This window comes from Pseudomonas cichorii, assembly GCF_018343775.1.
GTDB classification, from domain to species: Bacteria; Pseudomonadota; Gammaproteobacteria; order Pseudomonadales; family Pseudomonadaceae; genus Aquipseudomonas; species Aquipseudomonas cichorii.
In genome coordinates, this window is record NZ_CP074349.1 from 136,710 (window position 1) to 153,742 (window position 17,033).

Annotated in this window: 18 protein-coding genes and 1 pseudogene; 10 read left to right on the forward strand and 9 right to left on the reverse strand. The window is 58.1% G+C overall.

Annotated features, from left to right (window positions below):
- Positions 1–58: 58 nt before the first annotated feature.
- Positions 59–760, reverse strand: a complete 702-nt coding sequence (locus KGD89_RS00630) for a metallophosphoesterase (RefSeq protein ID WP_025257894.1) — start codon at positions 758–760, stop codon at positions 59–61.
- 174 nt (positions 761–934) lie between these two features.
- Here KGD89_RS00630 and KGD89_RS00635 point away from each other — a divergent pair, with 174 nt between their 5' ends.
- The 5 genes from KGD89_RS00635 to KGD89_RS00655 all read left to right on the forward strand — a co-directional run bounded on the left by KGD89_RS00635 (position 935) and on the right by KGD89_RS00655 (position 5,632).
- Entirely contained in the window at positions 935–1,762 is an 828-nt protein-coding gene (locus KGD89_RS00635; protein ID WP_025257895.1) for an NAD-dependent epimerase/dehydratase family protein, read from the forward strand.
- Between the two features lie 45 nt (positions 1,763–1,807).
- The gene (locus KGD89_RS00640) at positions 1,808–2,692 is read left to right on the forward strand and encodes a glucurono-1,5-lactonase (protein ID WP_025257896.1); all 885 of its coding nucleotides are present in this window, start codon (positions 1,808–1,810) and stop codon (positions 2,690–2,692) included.
- Between the two features lie 59 nt (positions 2,693–2,751).
- Positions 2,752–3,762, forward strand: coding sequence for a TRAP transporter substrate-binding protein (locus tag KGD89_RS00645; protein ID WP_025257897.1), 1,011 nt, complete (start codon positions 2,752–2,754; stop codon positions 3,760–3,762).
- Positions 3,763–3,823: 61 nt separating this feature from the next.
- The gene (locus KGD89_RS00650; RefSeq protein WP_025257898.1) at positions 3,824–4,351 is read left to right on the forward strand and encodes a TRAP transporter small permease; all 528 of its coding nucleotides are present in this window, start codon (positions 3,824–3,826) and stop codon (positions 4,349–4,351) included.
- Positions 4,352–5,632: a TRAP transporter large permease gene (locus KGD89_RS00655; RefSeq protein WP_025257899.1), complete on the forward strand. Its 1,281-nt coding sequence runs from the start codon at positions 4,352–4,354 to the stop codon at positions 5,630–5,632.
- Between the two features lie 67 nt (positions 5,633–5,699).
- Here KGD89_RS00655 and KGD89_RS00660 read toward each other — a convergent pair whose 3' ends face one another.
- A complete protein-coding gene (locus tag KGD89_RS00660; protein WP_025257900.1) occupies positions 5,700–6,263 on the reverse strand; it encodes a hypothetical protein in 564 nt (187 codons plus the stop codon).
- A gap of 405 nt (positions 6,264–6,668) precedes the next feature.
- On the opposite strand from KGD89_RS00660, the gene KGD89_RS00665 reads away from it, so the two are divergent.
- Both KGD89_RS00665 and KGD89_RS00670 read left to right on the forward strand, forming a co-directional pair.
- Positions 6,669–7,181 (forward strand): sigma-70 family RNA polymerase sigma factor, encoded by a 513-nt coding sequence (locus KGD89_RS00665; RefSeq protein WP_025257901.1) that lies wholly within the window; start codon positions 6,669–6,671, stop codon positions 7,179–7,181.
- Complete coding sequence (locus tag KGD89_RS00670) at positions 7,181–7,831, forward strand: ChrR family anti-sigma-E factor (RefSeq protein ID WP_025257902.1); 651 nt, start codon at positions 7,181–7,183, stop codon at positions 7,829–7,831. The genes KGD89_RS00665 and KGD89_RS00670 overlap by 1 nt, the downstream gene beginning before the upstream one ends.
- Positions 7,832–7,887: 56 nt before the next feature.
- Here the strand turns inward: KGD89_RS00670 and KGD89_RS00675 are convergent, their stop codons facing one another.
- The 3 genes from KGD89_RS00675 to KGD89_RS00685 all read right to left on the reverse strand — a co-directional run bounded on the left by KGD89_RS00675 (position 7,888) and on the right by KGD89_RS00685 (position 10,714).
- Entirely contained in the window at positions 7,888–9,144 is a 1,257-nt protein-coding gene (locus tag KGD89_RS00675; RefSeq protein ID WP_025257903.1) for a 3-phosphoshikimate 1-carboxyvinyltransferase, read from the reverse strand.
- 90 nt (positions 9,145–9,234) lie between these two features.
- Positions 9,235–9,711 carry a PAS domain-containing protein gene (locus tag KGD89_RS00680; RefSeq protein ID WP_025257904.1) on the reverse strand — a complete coding sequence of 159 codons (477 nt, stop codon included), beginning with the start codon at positions 9,709–9,711 and terminating at the stop codon, positions 9,235–9,237.
- 4 nt (positions 9,712–9,715) lie between these two features.
- Entirely contained in the window at positions 9,716–10,714 is a 999-nt protein-coding gene (locus KGD89_RS00685; RefSeq protein WP_025257905.1) for a response regulator, read from the reverse strand.
- A gap of 459 nt (positions 10,715–11,173) precedes the next feature.
- Here KGD89_RS00685 and parS point away from each other — a divergent pair, with 459 nt between their 5' ends.
- Both parS and KGD89_RS00695 read left to right on the forward strand, forming a co-directional pair.
- Positions 11,174–11,623 (forward strand): type II RES/Xre toxin-antitoxin system antitoxin, encoded by a 450-nt coding sequence (gene parS, locus KGD89_RS00690; RefSeq protein WP_025257906.1) that lies wholly within the window; start codon positions 11,174–11,176, stop codon positions 11,621–11,623.
- Positions 11,620–12,081 carry an RES family NAD+ phosphorylase gene (locus tag KGD89_RS00695; RefSeq protein ID WP_025257907.1) on the forward strand — a complete coding sequence of 154 codons (462 nt, stop codon included), beginning with the start codon at positions 11,620–11,622 and terminating at the stop codon, positions 12,079–12,081. The genes parS and KGD89_RS00695 overlap by 4 nt, the downstream gene beginning before the upstream one ends.
- A 39-nt stretch (positions 12,082–12,120) precedes the next feature.
- Here the strand turns inward: KGD89_RS00695 and mltA are convergent, their stop codons facing one another.
- The 3 genes and pseudogenes from mltA to KGD89_RS26270 all read right to left on the reverse strand — a co-directional run.
- Entirely contained in the window at positions 12,121–13,296 is a 1,176-nt protein-coding gene (gene mltA, locus KGD89_RS00700; protein ID WP_025257908.1) for a murein transglycosylase A, read from the reverse strand.
- 113 nt (positions 13,297–13,409) lie between these two features.
- The gene (locus KGD89_RS26265) at positions 13,410–13,982 is read right to left on the reverse strand and encodes a methyl-accepting chemotaxis protein (protein WP_404940699.1); all 573 of its coding nucleotides are present in this window, start codon (positions 13,980–13,982) and stop codon (positions 13,410–13,412) included.
- 12 nt (positions 13,983–13,994) lie between these two features.
- Positions 13,995–14,876: pseudogene (locus tag KGD89_RS26270) on the reverse strand (PAS domain-containing protein); the annotation flags it as partial.
- A 97-nt stretch (positions 14,877–14,973) separates the two neighbouring features.
- Here KGD89_RS26270 and KGD89_RS00710 point away from each other — a divergent pair.
- Positions 14,974–15,930: a GDP-mannose 4,6-dehydratase gene (locus KGD89_RS00710; protein ID WP_025257910.1), complete on the forward strand. Its 957-nt coding sequence runs from the start codon at positions 14,974–14,976 to the stop codon at positions 15,928–15,930.
- A 46-nt stretch (positions 15,931–15,976) separates the two neighbouring features.
- On the opposite strand, the gene gmd is transcribed toward KGD89_RS00710, so the two are convergent.
- A complete protein-coding gene (gene gmd, locus KGD89_RS00715; protein WP_025257911.1) occupies positions 15,977–17,023 on the reverse strand; it encodes a GDP-mannose 4,6-dehydratase in 1,047 nt (348 codons plus the stop codon).
- Positions 17,024–17,033: the final 10 nt, after the last annotated feature.

Genomic DNA, 17,033 nt, shown 5'->3' on the forward strand with positions numbered 1-17,033 from the left:
CTGAAACATGAACTCTTGTTTGCACTACGCCCCCATGAGAAATATTGCGTGGCGTGGCTTATTTTCTTTCATGCATGTACAGCGTAGCGAGTTCCAGGATGGTGAAATATCCGCTGCCGTCAGCCTGCCAGCCGCCAGTATCGATATGAAATACATTGCCCAGAACTTCTGGTTGCCGCACCAGCGTATGGCCCACGATCAGTGCCCGCAGATCCGGTATGCCGCTGGTGTCTCCCGAGCGCAAGCGCATATGTGACCACAGGCATGACTTGCGCAGTTGCAAGAGTCCTGGCAACTCCTCGCGCGCTACCGCGCTCATCAGATCCCAGGTGGGTAGTGGACAACAGGCATGCACGATGCCGATCAGGCCCTCGGCGGTATCCACTTCCAGTGCCAGCGGCATCCGGAAGAAGCGTTTTGCGAAGTGCAGTTGTTTTTCATCGGACAGTTCCAGAAACCAGCTCGCGCCATTGGCGACATACTTTTGATAGTCCAGCCGCTGGCCTTCCACATACTCGATGGCCAGGGCTTCAGTGCTGCCCTGTACGGAGAAGAACCAGGGCTGGTCCAGCCATTCGACAGACAAGTGACTTTGTGGACCGCGATCGATCAGGTTGCCTGTGCAGAACAGGCGGTCGATGACTTTATCGAAGCCAATTTCATCCAGAACCCCCAGCAATCGGGCGAAATGTCCATGGATATCGCCAACCGCGAAATCGCGTCCGACAACGTTGATATCGAAATGCTGGAAGCTGTTCATCACTGGCCTGTAGGTAGGTGATGTGGCGGGTGTCAGTGGCGCTGACATGAATTGATCGAATTGCTCCTTCCATCGGTCTGGCTATCCTTTGCCGATGCGTTGACAAAGCGGGCTATGCTGTAAATACTCCATGTTGTACGACAACATATAACAATAACAAGCAAGGAATCTCTCATGACCACAGCTCGTCATACTCAAAATCCCTTCAACCGCCTCCTGCTCACAGGTGCGGCAGGAGGCCTGGGCAAGGTGTTGCGCAAGACACTGAAGCCTTATGCGAAAACGCTCAGACTCTCCGATATCGCGGAACTCGAGCCTCCTGTTGATAGTAGTGAAGAAGTCCAGAGATGTGATCTCTCCGACAAACAGGCCGTACATCAGCTGGTGGAAGGCGTCGATGCGATCCTGCATTTCGGCGGTGTTTCAGTCGAACGTCCCTTCGAGGAAATCCTCGGCGCCAATATCGCCGGCGTGTTCCATATCTACGAAGCCGCCCGCCGCCACGGCGTCAAACGGGTGATCTTCGCCAGCTCCAACCATGTCATCGGCTTCTACAAGCAAGACCAGGTCATCGATGCCCATGCCCCTCGTCGCCCGGACGGTTACTACGGTCTTTCAAAGTCCTATGGCGAAGACATGGCCAGTTTCTACTTTGATCGTTACGGTATAGAAACTGTGAGTATCCGCATCGGCTCTTCGTTCAGTGAACCTCAAAACCGTCGGATGATGAGCACCTGGCTCAGCTACGACGACCTGACCCAACTCCTGGAACGTGCCCTGTATACGCTGGATGTCGGCCATACCGTGGTGTACGGGATGTCAGACAACAAGACCGTGTGGTGGGATAACCGGCTGGCCAGCCATCTGGAGTATTCCCCCAAGGACAGCTCCGAAGTTTTCCGCGCCAAGGTCGAAGCCCAGCCGATGCCTGCCGCCGACGATCCGGCCCGGATCTATCAAGGTGGCGCCTTTGTCGCAGCAGGGCCTTTCGGCGACGAATAACCGTCGTACTTTCAATCGGAAGACTTCATAGAGATCCGAATTGCCATGGATGCTGAACTGATCTTCGATGCCCGCAACGCCACGGGTGAAAGCCCTGTCTGGAGTGTTCGCGAGCAAGCGCTTTACTGGGTCGACATTCCTGCCGGGCGTTTGTACCGCTGGAATGCTGCCGATAACCGTATCCACAGCTGGAAAGCCCCGCAGATGTTGGCCTGCATCGCTGCTCACAGCAGTGGCGGCTGGATCGCCGGGATGGAAAGCGGCCTGTTTCACCTGCTGCCCGGCGAAGGCGAAAACCTGACCGGCACCCTGCTGGCGGGCGTCGGGCATGGACAACCCGGCATGCGCTTCAATGACGGTCGCTGCGACCGTCAGGGGCGTTTCTGGGCGGGCACCATGCTCCTGGACATGGCCGCAGGCGTGCCTGCCGGGGCCTTGTATCGCTACAGCGCGGGACAGCAGCAACTGAATGCGCAATTACAGGGCTACATCGTTCCCAATGGTCTAGGGTTCAGCCCTGACGGCAAAACGATGTACCTGTCCGACTCCCACCCCAGCGTGCAGAAAATCTGGGCGTTCGATTACGACACGGACAGCGGCACCCCTCATGACCGCCGTCTGTTCGTGGACATGAACGACTATCCGGGCCGTCCCGATGGCGCGGCAGTAGACAGCGATGGCTGTTACTGGATCTGCGGCAACGATGCCGGGTTGATCCATCGGTTCACGCCAAAGGGCAGGCTCGACCGCTCCGTGGCCGTCCCGGTGAAAAAACCAACCATGTGCGCTTTTGGTGGTTCAGGGCTGGATACCCTGTACATCACGTCCATTCGCCCGGGGGGCGATATCGGCGACCAACCTCTGGCTGGCGGCGTGTTTGCCTTCAGACCCGGCGTGACCGGGCTTGAGGAGCCGATATTCCAGGGCTGACCTGTCGACACTGAAAATCCCCGTAGCACCGACCAAAAACAACAAAATCGGAGAACTCCATGGATTTCAAACGCAAGCTCCTCCTCACCGTATTGCCGTTGGCCTTTTGCTTCTCGAACGCCGCCCTGGCGGAAATAAAGATCAAATTCGCCGAAGTACACCCTACCGGTTACCCGCCGGTGGTCGCCGAACAGAACATGGGCAAGAAACTGCAGGAACAAAGCAACGGCGATATCAGCTTCAAGATGTTCGCGGGCGGTGTGCTGGGCTCGGAGAAAGAAGTGATCGAGCAGGTCCAGGCCAATGCCATCCAGATGACCCGGGTCAGCCTGGGTATCGTGGGCCCGGTGGTACCGGACGTGAACGTGTTCAACCTGCCGTTTGTGTTCCGTGACCATGAACACATGCGCGCCATCATCGACGGTGAGATCGGTCAGGAAATCCTCGACAAGATCACCCACTCGAACTTCAACCTGGTGGCCCTTGCCTGGATGGATGGCGGTACTCGCAACCTGTACACCAAGAAGCCGGTACGGCAGATATCCGACCTCAAGGGCATGAAGATCCGGGTACAAGGCAATCCGGTATTCATCGACACCATCAATGGCATGGGCGGCAACGGCATCGCCATGGCCACGGGCGAAATCTTCAGTGCCTTGCAGACCGGCGTGATCGACGGCGCGGAAAACAACCCGCCGACCCTGCTGGAACACAACCACTACCAGAACGCCAAGTTCTACACCCTGACCGAGCACCTGATCCTGCCCGAGCCGGTGGTGATCTCCAAGGCAACCTGGGAAAAGCTCAGCCCCGACCAGCAGGCGCTGGTGAAGAAGCTGGCTCGCGAAGCCCAGATGGAAGAGCGCGTGCTGTGGGACAAGAAGTCGTCCGAAGCCGAAGCGAAACTCAAGGCCAGCGGCGTGGAATTCATCACCCTCACGCCTGAGCAGAAGAAGGCTTTCTACGATGCCACGCAGCCTGTGCGCGACAAATACGGTGCGCCTTACAAGGAACTGATCAGCCGTATCGAAGCCGTCAAGACCGATGCCACCAAGGTCGGCGCCAACTAAGCCCATTCGATAATGCCGCGCAGCGGGCGCAAGCCCGCTCGCCTCGGTTGTGGTGAGCCCAATGAAAAATACGCTACTGCGCATTAACGACGTGCTTTACCGGATCTGCATCGCGATTGCCGGCCTGTCGGTGCTGACGATGAGCCTGATCATCCCCTGGGGCATCTTTGCCCGTTACGTACTGGGCAGTGGCTCCAGTTGGCCGGAGCCCACCGCGATCCTGCTGATGGTGGTGTTCACCTTCTTCGGCGCAGCCGCCAGTTACCGTGCCGGTGCGCACATGGCGGTAGCGATGGCGACTGAACGCATGTCGCCACAACTGCGCCAGGCCGCTGCGGTCCTGGTGCAAATCCTCATGGCGGTGGTGTGTGTGTTCATGACCACCAAGGGGTTCAAGCTCTGCGCGACGACCTGGAATCAATTTCTCGGTGATATGCCTTTCCTGCGCGTGGGGATTTCCTACCTGCCGATTCCCATTGGCGGAATTCTGACCCTGATCTTCGTGCTGGAAAAACTGTTTCTGGGTGATCAAAGCCACCGCCGTGCCGTGCGCTTCGATCTGTTGGAAGAAAGCGAAGAGGCCGCATGAATGGACGCTTTTATATTGCTGGGAAGCTTCATCGCGCTGATTCTCCTGGGCATGCCGGTCGCTTATGCACTGGGCCTTTCGGCGCTTATTGGAGCCTGGTGGATTGAGATTCCTTTCGATGCACTGATGATTCAGGTGGCAGGCGGCGTGAACAAGTTTTCGCTGCTGGCGATTCCGTTCTTCGTGCTGGCTGGCGCAATCATGGCCGAAGGCGGAATGTCCCGACGACTGGTGGCGTTTGCCGGTGTGCTGGTGGGGTTCGTGCGGGGCGGCCTGTCCTTGGTGAATATCGTCGCGTCGACCTTCTTTGGTGCCATCTCGGGTTCGTCCGTGGCCGATACCGCCTCGGTCGGTTCGGTGCTGATTCCGGAAATGGAGCGCAAAGGCTACCCGCGGGACTTCTCCACCGCCGTGACGGTCAGTGGTTCGGTACAAGCCCTGTTGACGCCGCCCAGCCATAACTCGGTACTGTACTCGCTGGCGGCAGGCGGCACGGTGTCCATCGCTTCGCTGTTCATGGCCGGAATCATGCCGGGCTTGCTGCTCAGCGCGGTATTGATGGTGTTGTGCATGATCTTTGCGCGCAAACGCAATTACCCCAAGGGTGAAGTCATTCCACTGCGCCAGGCACTGAAAATTGCCGCCGATGCACTCTGGGGCCTGATGGCCATGGTCATTATCCTCGGCGGGATCCTGACCGGCGTGTTCACCGCGACCGAGTCGGCGGCTGTCGCCGTGGTCTGGTCGTTCTTCGTCACCATGTTCATCTACCGCGACTACAAGTGGCGCGACTTGCCCAAGCTGATGCACCGGGCGGTACGGACCATTTCCATCGTCATGATCCTGATCGGTTTTGCTGCCAGCTTCGGTTACATCCTGACGCTGATGGAAATCCCCATGAAGATCACCACGGCCTTCCTGACCTTGTCGGATAACCGTTACGTGATCCTGATGTGCATCAACGTCATGCTGCTGTTGCTGGGTACGGTGATGGACATGGCACCGTTGATCCTGATTCTGACTCCGATCCTGCTGCCCGTGATTACCGGCATCGGCGTCGATCCGGTTCACTTCGGCATGATCATGCTGGTCAATCTGGGAATCGGCCTGATTACACCGCCGGTGGGCGCGGTGCTGTTCGTCGGGGCGGCGGTGGGCAAAGTCTCCATCGAAGCCACCGTCAAGGCACTGCTGCCGTTCTATCTGGCGTTGTTCATGGTGCTGATGATGGTGACCTACATTCCTGCCATTTCGCTGTGGTTGCCCAGCGTGGTGCTTTAAGGCGGGGAAGTGATGCAGGGAAGGTTGTGCGGGATCGGCCACACAACCTTCTTGTGCATGGGTTCACTTATAAAGGTGAAATGACCAGTTTTGAAATACCGCTCACCTTGGTAACGCCCGAAGGCTGGTTGCAGTCGTTGTTCAAGATGGACTTAAGGTTCACAAGCGTGAAAAGGGTTTGAGCTTTGGCCCCCTTGTAACGCCCGTCGGTGATCGTGCCATCTCCGATGATCGTAGTATTCAAGTTGCCGGAGTTTTCTATCTGTGCGGTGAATGCGTAGGTGCTGGTGGTTCCATCGCTCCAGTTGATGACCCATGTGATAGTGGGGGTTTTCAGAAAAAACGACTGGCAGGAAAAGGTCGCCTGAAAGCTCTGCGCAGATGCTGCGCTGACGCCTAATGGAAGTACACAGACGGACCAGTTGCTGTTCGTCGAAACATTGATGGTTTGTGACGTGTTGGTCAGGCCAGGCGACCACTCTGCCGTGTGGGTGCCTGTGCATTCGGCCAGATTGGCTGCCTCTGCACGACCTGGCGCAACAAGCAGACTCGCGCCGACGATGAGCATCAGCAAAAGTGCCAGCCTGATCAGCGCGTTTGTCATTGGGTGGTGGGAAAGGTCGATGTCCATGAGAGCCCCCGCAGGGATGAGTTGAAGTAACGTCGTCCTCCTAGGTTAATGAATAGGTCGTTATCGGCCACTGTCAGAAATCATAGTGGCTTAGACAGGTTTGAAATAAACTCCCCGTCTTTGATCAGATTCAGTCTTTGCTTACTTTTCGCCACTGCGGGCTGCACCAGTCCGTGGCAGACGGCTATCATGGCAATCAGATAAAAATACTTTTTCCCGGCAGTTCATCTTTGTGATCCGTTCTGGCCCAGGTTGCGTAACACACAGGCAACCCGACCCATTCCAGACAACGGCGACCAGAAGGTGATCATGAGCAGCATTGCCCGCATCAGGACCTTCCGCCACGTGTCACCCTCGTACAGCGACTCGCCAATCACCCGACTTTGGATCGATGAAGTCACCGCTGTGGCCCGCAGTCAGGACCGCGACAGCTTCATGCGCATCTACGATCACTTCGCGCCCCGTCTGTTGCGCTATCTGACGGGGTTGAAAGTGCCTGACGGGCAGGCCGAAGAGCTGATGCAGGAAGTGCTGCTCAAACTGTGGCACAAGGCTGAATCCTTTGATCCGGCCAAGGCCAGTCTCGGAACCTGGTTGTTCCGGATCGCGCGCAACCTGTATATCGACAGCGTGCGCAAGGACAGTGGCTGGGTCGTGGTGCAGAATTCGCTGGAACAACTCGAGCTTCTGGAGGCGCCTGCCGACAGCTCCCTCGATTACAGCCAGCGCCAGGAAAAACAACTGAACATGGCCATCCAGAACCTGCCGGCCGATCAGGCCAGGGTTTTACGGATGTCCTACTTTGAAGCGCTCAGCCATCGAGAGATCGCCCAGCGCCTTGGCATGCCTTTAGGAACTGTGAAGTCGTGCCTGCGCCTGGCCTTTCAAAAGCTGCGCTCCAAGGTCGAGGAGTCATGATGAGCCCGGTCCATCATCCCGATGAAGCCACCCTGGTCAGCTACGCCTCGGGTGCGCTGGCACAGACAATTTCTCTGGTTACCGCCGCTCATTTTGAACAGTGTGCTGAGTGTCGTGATCGCCTGCGCCATGCAGAACGCATCGGCGGTTTGCTGATCCAGCAATACAGCGCAGCCGTGGAGCCCGCCAAGGGACGCGATGCCATGCTTGCCCGCCTGGGTGAGCCGCCTCGTGCCGATGTACAGGCCGAGCCTGTCGTTAAGAGTCCGGACTTGTTACCCGTTGCCCTGCACGCCCATTTTGGCCGCTACCTGAGCGAGCAGCCCTGGAAAACCCTGCTTCCCGGTGTGCAGCGGGTTCGTGCCAAGGGCTTTGAACAAGGCAACCTCATGCTGCTGAGAATCGCTCCCGGTGTCAGCATGCCGCTGCACAGCCATGAGGGCAGCGAAATGACACTCGTGCTCCAGGGTTCCTATCACGATGAACTGGGCGAATACCGGCCCGGAGACCTCGCCGATCTGGATAGCGATACGCAGCACCAGCCTACGGCCAACGGCGATGAATATTGCATCTGTGTAATGGGCACCGATTCCCCGCTGCGCTTCCAGGGCCTGGTTGCCCGGATGCTGCAGCCGATTTTCGGGATCTGAATATTCGCGAATGAATTCGCTCCCACTGTAGGAGCGACTTCAGTCGCGAAGGGACCCTAGCGCCTGATCTGCACGCCCAGCGATTCCAGCGCCGCCCAGTAGCCGGGATAGGTCTTGCCGACGCAATCGGGGTCGAGAATCCGGATGCCTGCGATCTTCAGGCCCGCCAGGGCGAAGCACATGGCGATTCGGTGGTCGGAATGGGTGTCGATCAAGGCATCGACGGTCTGACCGCTCAGTGCCGGGTTGGCATGAACCAGTAGATCGTCACCCTCTTCTACCGCCAGCCCCGGCGCGATGGCGCACAGGCCGTGTGACAGCGCGGAAATGCGGTCGCATTCCTTGACCCGCAGGTTGGCCAGGCCGACGAAGCGCACTGGATGGTTGTTGAACGCCGCCAGCACCGCCAGCGTCGGGATCGCGTCCTGCATCTGCGAACCGTCGATCACGGCCGGCATGTTCGGAAAGCTATCGATGATCTGGCTGGCCAGTGCATCGGGCTGGGTGAATTCTTCAGTGGCGACACCCAGGTCGATCTTGCCTTCGGTCAGCACTTGGGCGGCCCACAGGTAAGTGGCCGCCGAAGCGTCAGGTTCGATATGGAAATCCGTGGCCTGATAACCGGTGGCCGAGACTTTCCAGGCCGCATCGCCAATCGCTTCGACTTCAGCGCCAAAGGCTTTCATTGCCGCCAGGGTCAGGTCCACATAGCCGCGTGCGCCGATTTCGCTGCCGGTCAGGGTCACTTCGATCGGACCTTGCCCGCAGGCGCCGGCCATCAGCAAGGCCGAGACGTACTGGCTGGAAAGATTGCCGTCGATTTCGATACGCCCGGCGGCCAGGCCGCCCAGGCCCTTGATCGTGACGGGCGGGCAACCGGTCGGCGCGCTGACCTGTACGCCCATGCGCTGCAAGGCATCGACCAGCGGGCCGATAGGACGCTTGCGCATGTACTCATCGCCATCGACGATGAATTCACCTTCGAAGTTGGCCAGTGCAGCGGTCAGGAAGCGGGTCGCGGTGCCGGCATTGCCCAGGAACAGCGCCTGTTGCGGAGCTTGCCAGTGACCGGAACTGGTGACGACGAAGGTGCTGTCATCCGGTTCATCGACCTGGACGCCCATCAGGCGCAGGGCTTCGGACATGACGCGGGTATCGTCACTCTTCAAGGCACCTGTCAGGCGACTCGTCCCTTTTGCCAGGCCAGCCAGCAGCAACGCACGGTTGGTGATCGATTTGGAGCCCGGCGGGCTGACGCGCCCGACCAGAGGGTGCTCGACAGGCAAAACAGTGAGTGTGGATTGAGGTCGCATGATGTCCCTGAACGTCACCGGAAAAATCGCGATCCTAGCACGAGCAGGAGCCGGGCCGCAGCCTGATGGCGGCCCTTGTTCCTGTGGCGATTAACCGTTGGCAGGCTGGCTGTCGGAGAGCTGCTTGAGCGCTGCCTGCAATTGATGCCGGTTGGTGGCCACGTCCGTCACGTCGTAGATCACCAGACAGATCTGGTTGATCTCGTTGTTGGTCGCCCGCAGCGGAAACATCGTGGTGTTCTGGTACATGAACTCTTCCTGCCCGGTGATGGGCTGGTAGTTCTTGAAACGCACCAGATAAGGTCGCTGCTCCCAGATCGTGAAAGCAGGCGTGCCGAGGGTCACGACATTCTCGACCTTCTTGCTGAACCACTGCTGGTTGACCTCGGGAAACAGCTCGAAGAACGTCTTGCTGGTCGCCTCGTACGGCGTCACGCCAGAGCGGTTCTCCATGAAGGTATTCCAGACCATCACCCGGTAATCCCGGTCCAGGACCACGATGCCGACGTCGATGTTCTGGGTGACGGCCAACAGCCAGTGCAGCTCGTTGATATCGATATGGCTCATGGGGTCAGCTCATCATGTAGGCAAGTTTGCGCGTCAGCAGTTCGACCGAGTCTTCGGTGAACAACATCAACAGATCGAAGTGAATGTTGTGGCCTTCGATGTTGTAACTGATCTCCACCGCGAGAGTCTTCTTCCAGCGCTTGCTGTTGACGCGAATCAGGTCATCGATCCCGCCCTGAGCGCCCAGAATCTGCGGGTGTCCCTGGGAGAAAGCGATATCGATCTGCTCGGCAATCCCGCTCAGGCAGGCGCCAATCAGGACCGTGGACAGGTCCAGCAGCATTTCCATGTCGGTGTAGTCAGGCGAGTCGCGCTGCATCAGCTGAGACATGTCGGAGAGTTCCGAGTCATGGAAAATCAGCAGTGCTTCGCCGGAAATGCCGCCGCCGATATAGCCCTGGCACACCGCCGTGAGACGCTGGTCGCGATGGGCATCGGCAAGGGCCATATGCAGCTCACCGACTTCGAGCATGTTGACGTTGGGGACCGGCAATTGCACGAATACGCCCAGCACCTTGGCCAGCAAGGCCGCGGCACGGCCCATGGCGACGTTGATGGTTTCCCGGAAGGCATCCTGGAAACTGATGGCGCCATCCTTGAGCGGCACAACGGCGGTTGGCACCTTGGTCGGCTCGCCCATCAGGCCCAGCCGCACAAGGGTCTGCTTGAGTTCGTCGGGGTCGGCGGGCTTTTTCAGGAAGGCCAGTGCGCCAAGTTCCATGACACGCCGGACCGCTTCATCCTGAACGTCGCCGGAAACCACGATCACCTTGGCTTCAAGGTTTTCTGCACGAATGGCAGCCAGCGCCTGATAGCCATCCATCACGGGCATGGTCAGGTCCAGCAGTACGACCTCACCCAATCCATTGCGAACGGCACCCAGCCCTTCGAGTCCATTGGTTGCCATCGTGACCGATACACCCCAGTCCTCAGGCAAGGCTCGCAATAGTTGCTTGCGAGCCATGTTGGAGTCATCGCAAATCAGCAGCGGAATCATGGACATTCATTGTTTCTCACTACAAAAGTTTCAGGCTGACGGCAGCAGAGTATCAATACGTCCGATTGCCTTCACGAAAAAACGGGCCGGAGCGTAACCTGTAAAAACCCCTTTGATACTTCGACACAGAACCTGTTAGTCCCTTCTTGCCCTGCTGTAACGACTTTCATGCAATAACTGTGCGCGTGGAAGCCTGATGGATCGGCGCCTGTTCAATGCAGCAGGCCTTGCAGCACCTGAGATTGCGCTAGAGCACAGGTTCAATATAGCAGGGCAGGCAAACTGATATATACCTCAATGACATAATGATTTATCGACGCTTTTTCCTGAATATTGAGCCCATAAAAAGAGCATGAACTTTCCTGTTGAGTGTGTCGTTTCTCAACCGTCTGTCAGCGTTATGTATGACAGAGCGATGATCAAGTGATATAGCTAGTCACTATCAGTAGATGGAAGGATTCTGTCATGCCTCTGGCTATTCGCGACTATTACCCAACCCCCGCTCAGGAGGAAGACTTCTGGCAAAGACTGGGCGTGCCTCCCCGTGGCGCGCAGTTGTACAACGCCTTGCGTGCCGGGTTGCCCTACGAAGTGTTCGAGCGACTGGCCAGCTACACCGACCTGAATCGCTCGACTCTGGCCGAACACTTGGGGATTGCGCCCGCAACACTGCAACGGCGCCTCAAGGTGCGTCAGTTCAATGCCGAGGAAAGCGACCGGCTGTTTCGCCTGGCGGCCATCTACAAGGCCGCAATGGACCTGTTCGAAGACGACACCGAAGCCACCCGCCGCTGGCTGACCAAGCCGGTCTACGGGCTGGGTCAGCGCAGGCCGCTGGAAATGCTCACCACCTCGGCAGAAGCCCAGGCCGTGCTGGACCTGATCGGTCGTCTTGAGCACGGGGTCGTTGCGTGATCCATGTCTATCGTCTTGTAAAACGCAAATGGCTGGCTCAGGCTTTCGACGGCGAAGGTGCAAAGCTCTACGGTGGACGCTGGAACAGCAAGGGCCAGGCCTGCGTGTATTGCGCCGGCAGCGAATCGCTGGCGTTGCTGGAGGTGCTGGTCCATCTGGATAACTCCAGCATGATCCAGCACTACGTCATGCTGGAACTGCTGATTCCCAAGGACCGCATTCTCAAGGTTCGTCCCGATACCCTGCCTGCAGACTGGCGCGAAGAGCCCGCTCCGGCCTCTACCTCGTCTTTCGGGGATGCATGGCTGGAGTCGGGTCAGAGTCTGGCGCTGGCGGTGCCCAGCGTGATCGTGCCGCGGGAGTTCAACTACCTGCTGAATGTGCGCCATTCGTCCTTCAAGACCATCGTGGCCAAGGCCATGGAGCTGGATTTCGAGGTAGATAGCCGACTGGCTTAGCCCGAAACCTTCACCCCACGGCCTGTACTGCGCAGAAGCCTACTTCTGCGCAGGCTCGCCATCCTGAGGCAAGGGCTTGTCCTTGGGCCACAGGAGCCAGATATTGCCCTTTTGCTTCATGTCCCCGGCCAGATGCCCGGCTGCTTCCCCCGTGCCCCAGAACAGATCGGCGCGCACTTCCCCGGCAATGGCTCCACCGGTGTCCTGAGCCGCCACTGGCCGAACCAGGCTGCTGCCGTCAGGGCGTGTGGTCGACAGCCAGAGCAGACTGCCCAGTGGAATCACTTTGCGGTCGATGGCCACGCTGTAACCGGCGGTCAGCGGCACGTTCAGTGAACCCCTTGGTCCTTCGTTGCTGTCCGGGTTGCGGGTGAAGAACACATAACTGGGGTTGCTGGCCAGCAGCTCGGGAACCCGCAGCGGGTTGGCCTTGGCCCAGGCGGTAATGGTGCCCATGGTTACGTCTTCTTTCTTCAACTCGCCCTGCTCCACCAGCCAGCGGCCAATGGCGCGGTAAGGACGACCGTTCTGATCGGCGTATGCCAGGCGCGCTTGCGTACCGTCTGGCAGGTTCACCCGTCCGGAGCCCTGGATCTGCAGGAATTGCAGATCCATCGGGTCGGTCAGCCAGGCGATCACGGGCGCATTCAGTCCTTTATCGTTGATGGTCGCGGCGTCGTCATAAGGCTTGAGCACTCGTCCTTCAAGCCGTCCACGCAGGCGCTTGCCCTTGAGCTCGGGATAGATACTGTCCAGATTGACCACGATCAGATCATCGGGAATGCCATAGACCGGGACCGAAGCCTGAGCGGTCTGTTTCAGGCTGCCTTGATAGATGGGTTCGTAGTAGCCGGTAATCAGGCCGTCGGCGCTGCCGCTGTCGTTGCGCAGGCTGTAGACCTGCAGATTGGCATGCAGAAAGGCGCGGATATCCGTCGCGCTGGCATCTGCGGCCAGACTGGCTGCTGCGCTGCAGGTGCCGCCCCAGACCGGATCGGCCTTGAGTCGGGTGCACGCGCTGCGCCATGAGCCGAAGCCTGCCTGCAAGTCACTGTCAGTAACGGCTGGCAGAGCTTCCCATGTGGCCTTGTTGTAAGAGGTATGAGGTGGAGTGGTCTTGGTCGGCTTCTCGGAGACATCACATGCAGTAAGCAGCAAGGCCAGCGGTGCAACCAGCGCCAGACCTTTGCGCCATTGTCTGGAAAACAGAGTCATCGGGGGACTTTCCTTCGGGCTGCCCGATGCTTCGGCATGCGGGCAGCGTCATGATCTAAAGGAAGCCATTGTGGCTCAAGTCCGTTTCTGTATCGAGTTACTCTGTTATTACCTTATTTCAATTGATTTGCGAACTGCCCGACTGCTCCGACCACCTGCTTGGCACCTTCCTGAATCTCGACAATCACCGAGCCTGCTTCGTTGGCCAGCGCCAGGCCCTGTTCTGCCTGCCCTCGACTGTTGGCCATACCGCGCACGGCTTCATCAGCCAGTGTCTGGTTCTGCTGCACCACGCTGACAATCTCTTCGGTCGCCGCACTGGTTCGGCCTGCCAGTTGCCGGACCTCATCGGCCACGACCGCAAACCCGCGGCCCTGCTCTCCTGCCCTTGCGGCTTCGATGGCGGCGTTGAGTGCCAGCAGGTTGGTTTGTTGGGCGATACCGCCGATGGTCTGCACGATGGAGCTGATCAGCAGCGATTGCTTGCCCAGCGCCTCAATGCCCGAGGATGCCGATTGCAGTTCATCGGAGATCCGGTGCATGGTCTGAACGGTGTTCTGAACCACCGTTGCTCCTCGCTGGGCGCTGACGTCGGTTTGTTGAGAGATCTCAAAGGCGATACTGGCTGCCTTGCTGACCTCTTCTTCACGCAGAACCTGATCCGTCACCACCGTGGCGAACTTCACGACCTTGTAGAGCTTGCCCTGGGCATCGTGAACCGGGTTATAGGTCGCTTCCAGCCATACCACCCGGCCACTGCTGTCGATGCGTTTGAAGCGGTTGGCGACGAACTCGCCACGGTTCAGGGTTGCCCAGAACTCTTTGTACTGGCTCGACGAACTCTCTTGCGGGTCGCAAAACATGCTGTGATGTTTGCCCTTGATCTGCCCCAGGTTGTAACCCATGCCTTTCATGAACTGGTCATTGGCGACCAGTACGTGACCGCCCAGATCGAACTCGATCACGGCAGTAGAGCGCAGCAATGCCTGAATGAAGGCTGAGTTTTCGGCGGCCGTTTCGATGGTCTGGGTGATGTCCGAGCCGTAGCACTTGATCTCCATCAGCTTGCCGCTGTCATCCAGAATCGGCTGCCACATGGCGCGCAACCATGCCAGGCTGCCGTCCGCCCGCAGAAAGCGATAGTTATCGAAGACCGATTCACCTTTTTGTACCGCCGTCACAAGGTTGCGATAGCAGTCGAGTTGCTTGACGTAGGCCGGTATCAACTGGTCCATGTTGCGCCCCACCAATTGCTCGGTGGAATAGCCCAGCATCTTGAGGAAGTTGGTGTTGGTGTGAGTAATGCGATAGTTGGCATCCACCGTGATGGACACCATCTGGGCGTCCATGCCCCTTTGCATCTGTCGGTACATCGATAACTCGGCTTGTTGCGCCTGTAATTCCTTTTTCAAGCTGGTATTGAACATGGGCGACACCAGAGTAGTGGATTTCAGTGCTATCGAATCCAAGCGTAGAAGGCTTAATGCCCTTCGTCTAATGAGCGGACGGCGGTATGGGAAAAATGCATGTGCTGAACTTAGATAGCGAAAAAACCTCTGATACTGACCCGCGAAGCCCATTGCAGGACAAAGCTGGAGACTCGGGCTAGCCTGCTGGCAGCAAAGTCTGTCTTTCACACTCCATTACTTGCCAAAAGTCTCTGAGGAAGCCCCCAAGATGCAGCGCATCCTGATTACCGGCGCCAACGGTTTCGTTGGGAAGATTTTATGCGAGACCCTGCAAGACGCCGGGCATCATGTCATTGCCCTGGTGGGAAACACCTCGCCCGCACCCTCCCATGCCGATCAGCTCCTGCAATGCGATATTCGCAATGTCGAGGCTCTGGAACAGGCAATTGCCGAAGCCGATCCTACCCATGTGGTGCATTTGGCGGCCATTACCCATGTGCCGACCAGCTTCAAGGAGCCTCTGCTGACCTGGCAAACCAACGTCATGGGCAGCGTCAACCTGCTCCAGGCCTTGCAGAACAAGGCACCCAGGGCGTTCGTGCTGTTCGTCAGCTCTTCGGAGGTCTACGGCGGCAGCTTCAAACAGGCGATTCCCCTGAAGGAAAGCAGCCCTTGCCAGCCGCTCAACCCTTACGCCGCCAGCAAACTGGCTGCCGAAGCGGCAGTGCATGAATACTTCCGGCAAGGCCAGCCGGGTATCGTCGTGCGTCCTTTCAATCATATTGGCGCACAGCAATCGCCCGACTTTGCTACAGCGTCCTTTGCCCGGCAGATTGCACTTGTCGAGGCTGGCGAACAGCCGCCGTTATTGAAGGTGGGAAATCTGCAGGCCGAGCGCGACTTTCTTGATGTGCGTGATGTCTGCAATGCCTACGTCGCGTTACTGCAATTGGCCGACAGGGACGGTGACTATCCGCGCTGTTTCAATATTTGCAGCGGCCAACCGCGCAAGATCCAGACGATGCTCGACATGCTCCTGGCAATGAGCTCGAAAGTTATCGAAGTGGGTGAAGACCCGCAGCGGATGCGTCCTTCGGATATTCCCAGCGCCGTCGGCGATAACTCTGCGATCCTCAATGCCATCGGTTGGCAACCCGGTATCGACCTGAAGGAAACCCTCGCCGCGCTGCTGGATTACTGGCGTGCCGAGGTAAAGGTTCGCTGAGGAGTCAGCCCCCGAATGCCAAGGCACTCAGGGGCGTCAGGATCGATCAGAACGAAGTGCCGTTCTTGTTGCGCTTCAGATCGGTTTCCACCATCAACTGGCAGAGTTGCTCCAGGTTGGTACTGGCTTGCCAGCCCAGCACTCGTTTGGCTTTTTCAGGGTTGCCGATCAGCAGTTCGACTTCTGCCGGGCGATAGAACTTCGGGTTGACCCGGATCACGGTCTTGCCGGTGCGCGTGTCGATGCCGTGCTCGTTATCGGCGCTGCCTTTCCAGTCCAGATGGATATCGACGGCCTTGAAAGCCATGGATACGAAGTCGCGAACGGTTTCAGTGCGATTGGTGGCCAGCACGAAAGTGTCCGGCTCGTCGGCCTGCAACATGCGCCACATGCCTTCGACATATTCCTTGGCGAAGCCCCAGTCACGCTTGGCGTCCATGTTCCCCAGCTCAAGCACGTCCTGCATGCCCAGGGAAATACGCGCCACGGCATCGGTTATCTTGCGGGTCACGAACTCTTTGCCGCGCAGCGGCGATTCGTGGTTGAACAGAATGCCGCTCGCACCAAAGATGCCATAGGACTCGCGATAGTTGATGGTCATCCAGTGCGCATACAGCTTGGCCACACCATAAGGGCTGCGCGGGTAGAACGATGTTTCTTCGACTTGCGGAACTTGCTGCACCTTGCCGAACATCTCCGAGGTCGAGGCCTGGTAGAAGCGGATCTTCGGGTTGACGATACGGATGGCTTCCAGCAGGTTGACTGCGCCAAGCCCGGTAATTTCGGCGGTGGTCAGCGGCTGGTCGAAAGAAACCCCCACAAAGCTCTGGGCTGCGAGGTTGTAGACTTGTGTCGGTTCGGCTTTTTGCAGGAGGCGAATGCTTGCGCTCAGATCCGTAAGGTCATGCTCGACCAGATGCAGATTGGGGTGGTTAGTGACTCCAAGCTCCTCAAGCCGCCAGAAGGTGACTGAGCTGGTGCGACGATAGGTACCGTAGACCTTGTAGCCTTTTTCCAACAGCAATTGAGTCAGATAGGCGCCATCCTGGCCCGTGATGCCTGTGATGATGACGGATTCTTTCGGTGCATTCATGTCTGGTTTC

Excerpts from the sequence above, each read along its gene's own strand:
- KGD89_RS00630 (WP_025257894.1), bottom strand. The coding sequence starts at position 760 with ATGAACAGCTTCCAGCATTTCGATATCAACGTTGTCGGACGCGATTTC.
- KGD89_RS00635 (WP_025257895.1), top strand. The coding sequence starts at position 935 with ATGACCACAGCTCGTCATACTCAAAATCCCTTCAACCGCCTCCTGCTC.
- KGD89_RS00640 (WP_025257896.1), top strand. The coding sequence starts at position 1,808 with ATGGATGCTGAACTGATCTTCGATGCCCGCAACGCCACGGGTGAAAGC.
- KGD89_RS00645 (WP_025257897.1), top strand. The coding sequence starts at position 2,752 with ATGGATTTCAAACGCAAGCTCCTCCTCACCGTATTGCCGTTGGCCTTT.
- KGD89_RS00650 (WP_025257898.1), top strand. The coding sequence starts at position 3,824 with ATGAAAAATACGCTACTGCGCATTAACGACGTGCTTTACCGGATCTGC.
- KGD89_RS00655 (WP_025257899.1), top strand. The coding sequence starts at position 4,352 with ATGGACGCTTTTATATTGCTGGGAAGCTTCATCGCGCTGATTCTCCTG.
- KGD89_RS00660 (WP_025257900.1), bottom strand. The coding sequence starts at position 6,263 with ATGGACATCGACCTTTCCCACCACCCAATGACAAACGCGCTGATCAGG.
- KGD89_RS00670 (WP_025257902.1), top strand. The coding sequence starts at position 7,181 with ATGAGCCCGGTCCATCATCCCGATGAAGCCACCCTGGTCAGCTACGCC.
- KGD89_RS00675 (WP_025257903.1), bottom strand. The coding sequence starts at position 9,144 with ATGCGACCTCAATCCACACTCACTGTTTTGCCTGTCGAGCACCCTCTG.
- KGD89_RS00680 (WP_025257904.1), bottom strand. The coding sequence starts at position 9,711 with ATGAGCCATATCGATATCAACGAGCTGCACTGGCTGTTGGCCGTCACC.
- KGD89_RS00685 (WP_025257905.1), bottom strand. The coding sequence starts at position 10,714 with ATGTCCATGATTCCGCTGCTGATTTGCGATGACTCCAACATGGCTCGC.
- parS (WP_025257906.1), top strand. The coding sequence starts at position 11,174 with ATGCCTCTGGCTATTCGCGACTATTACCCAACCCCCGCTCAGGAGGAA.
- mltA (WP_025257908.1), bottom strand. The coding sequence starts at position 13,296 with ATGACTCTGTTTTCCAGACAATGGCGCAAAGGTCTGGCGCTGGTTGCA.
- KGD89_RS00710 (WP_025257910.1), top strand. The coding sequence starts at position 14,974 with ATGCAGCGCATCCTGATTACCGGCGCCAACGGTTTCGTTGGGAAGATT.
- gmd (WP_025257911.1), bottom strand. The coding sequence starts at position 17,023 with ATGAATGCACCGAAAGAATCCGTCATCATCACAGGCATCACGGGCCAG.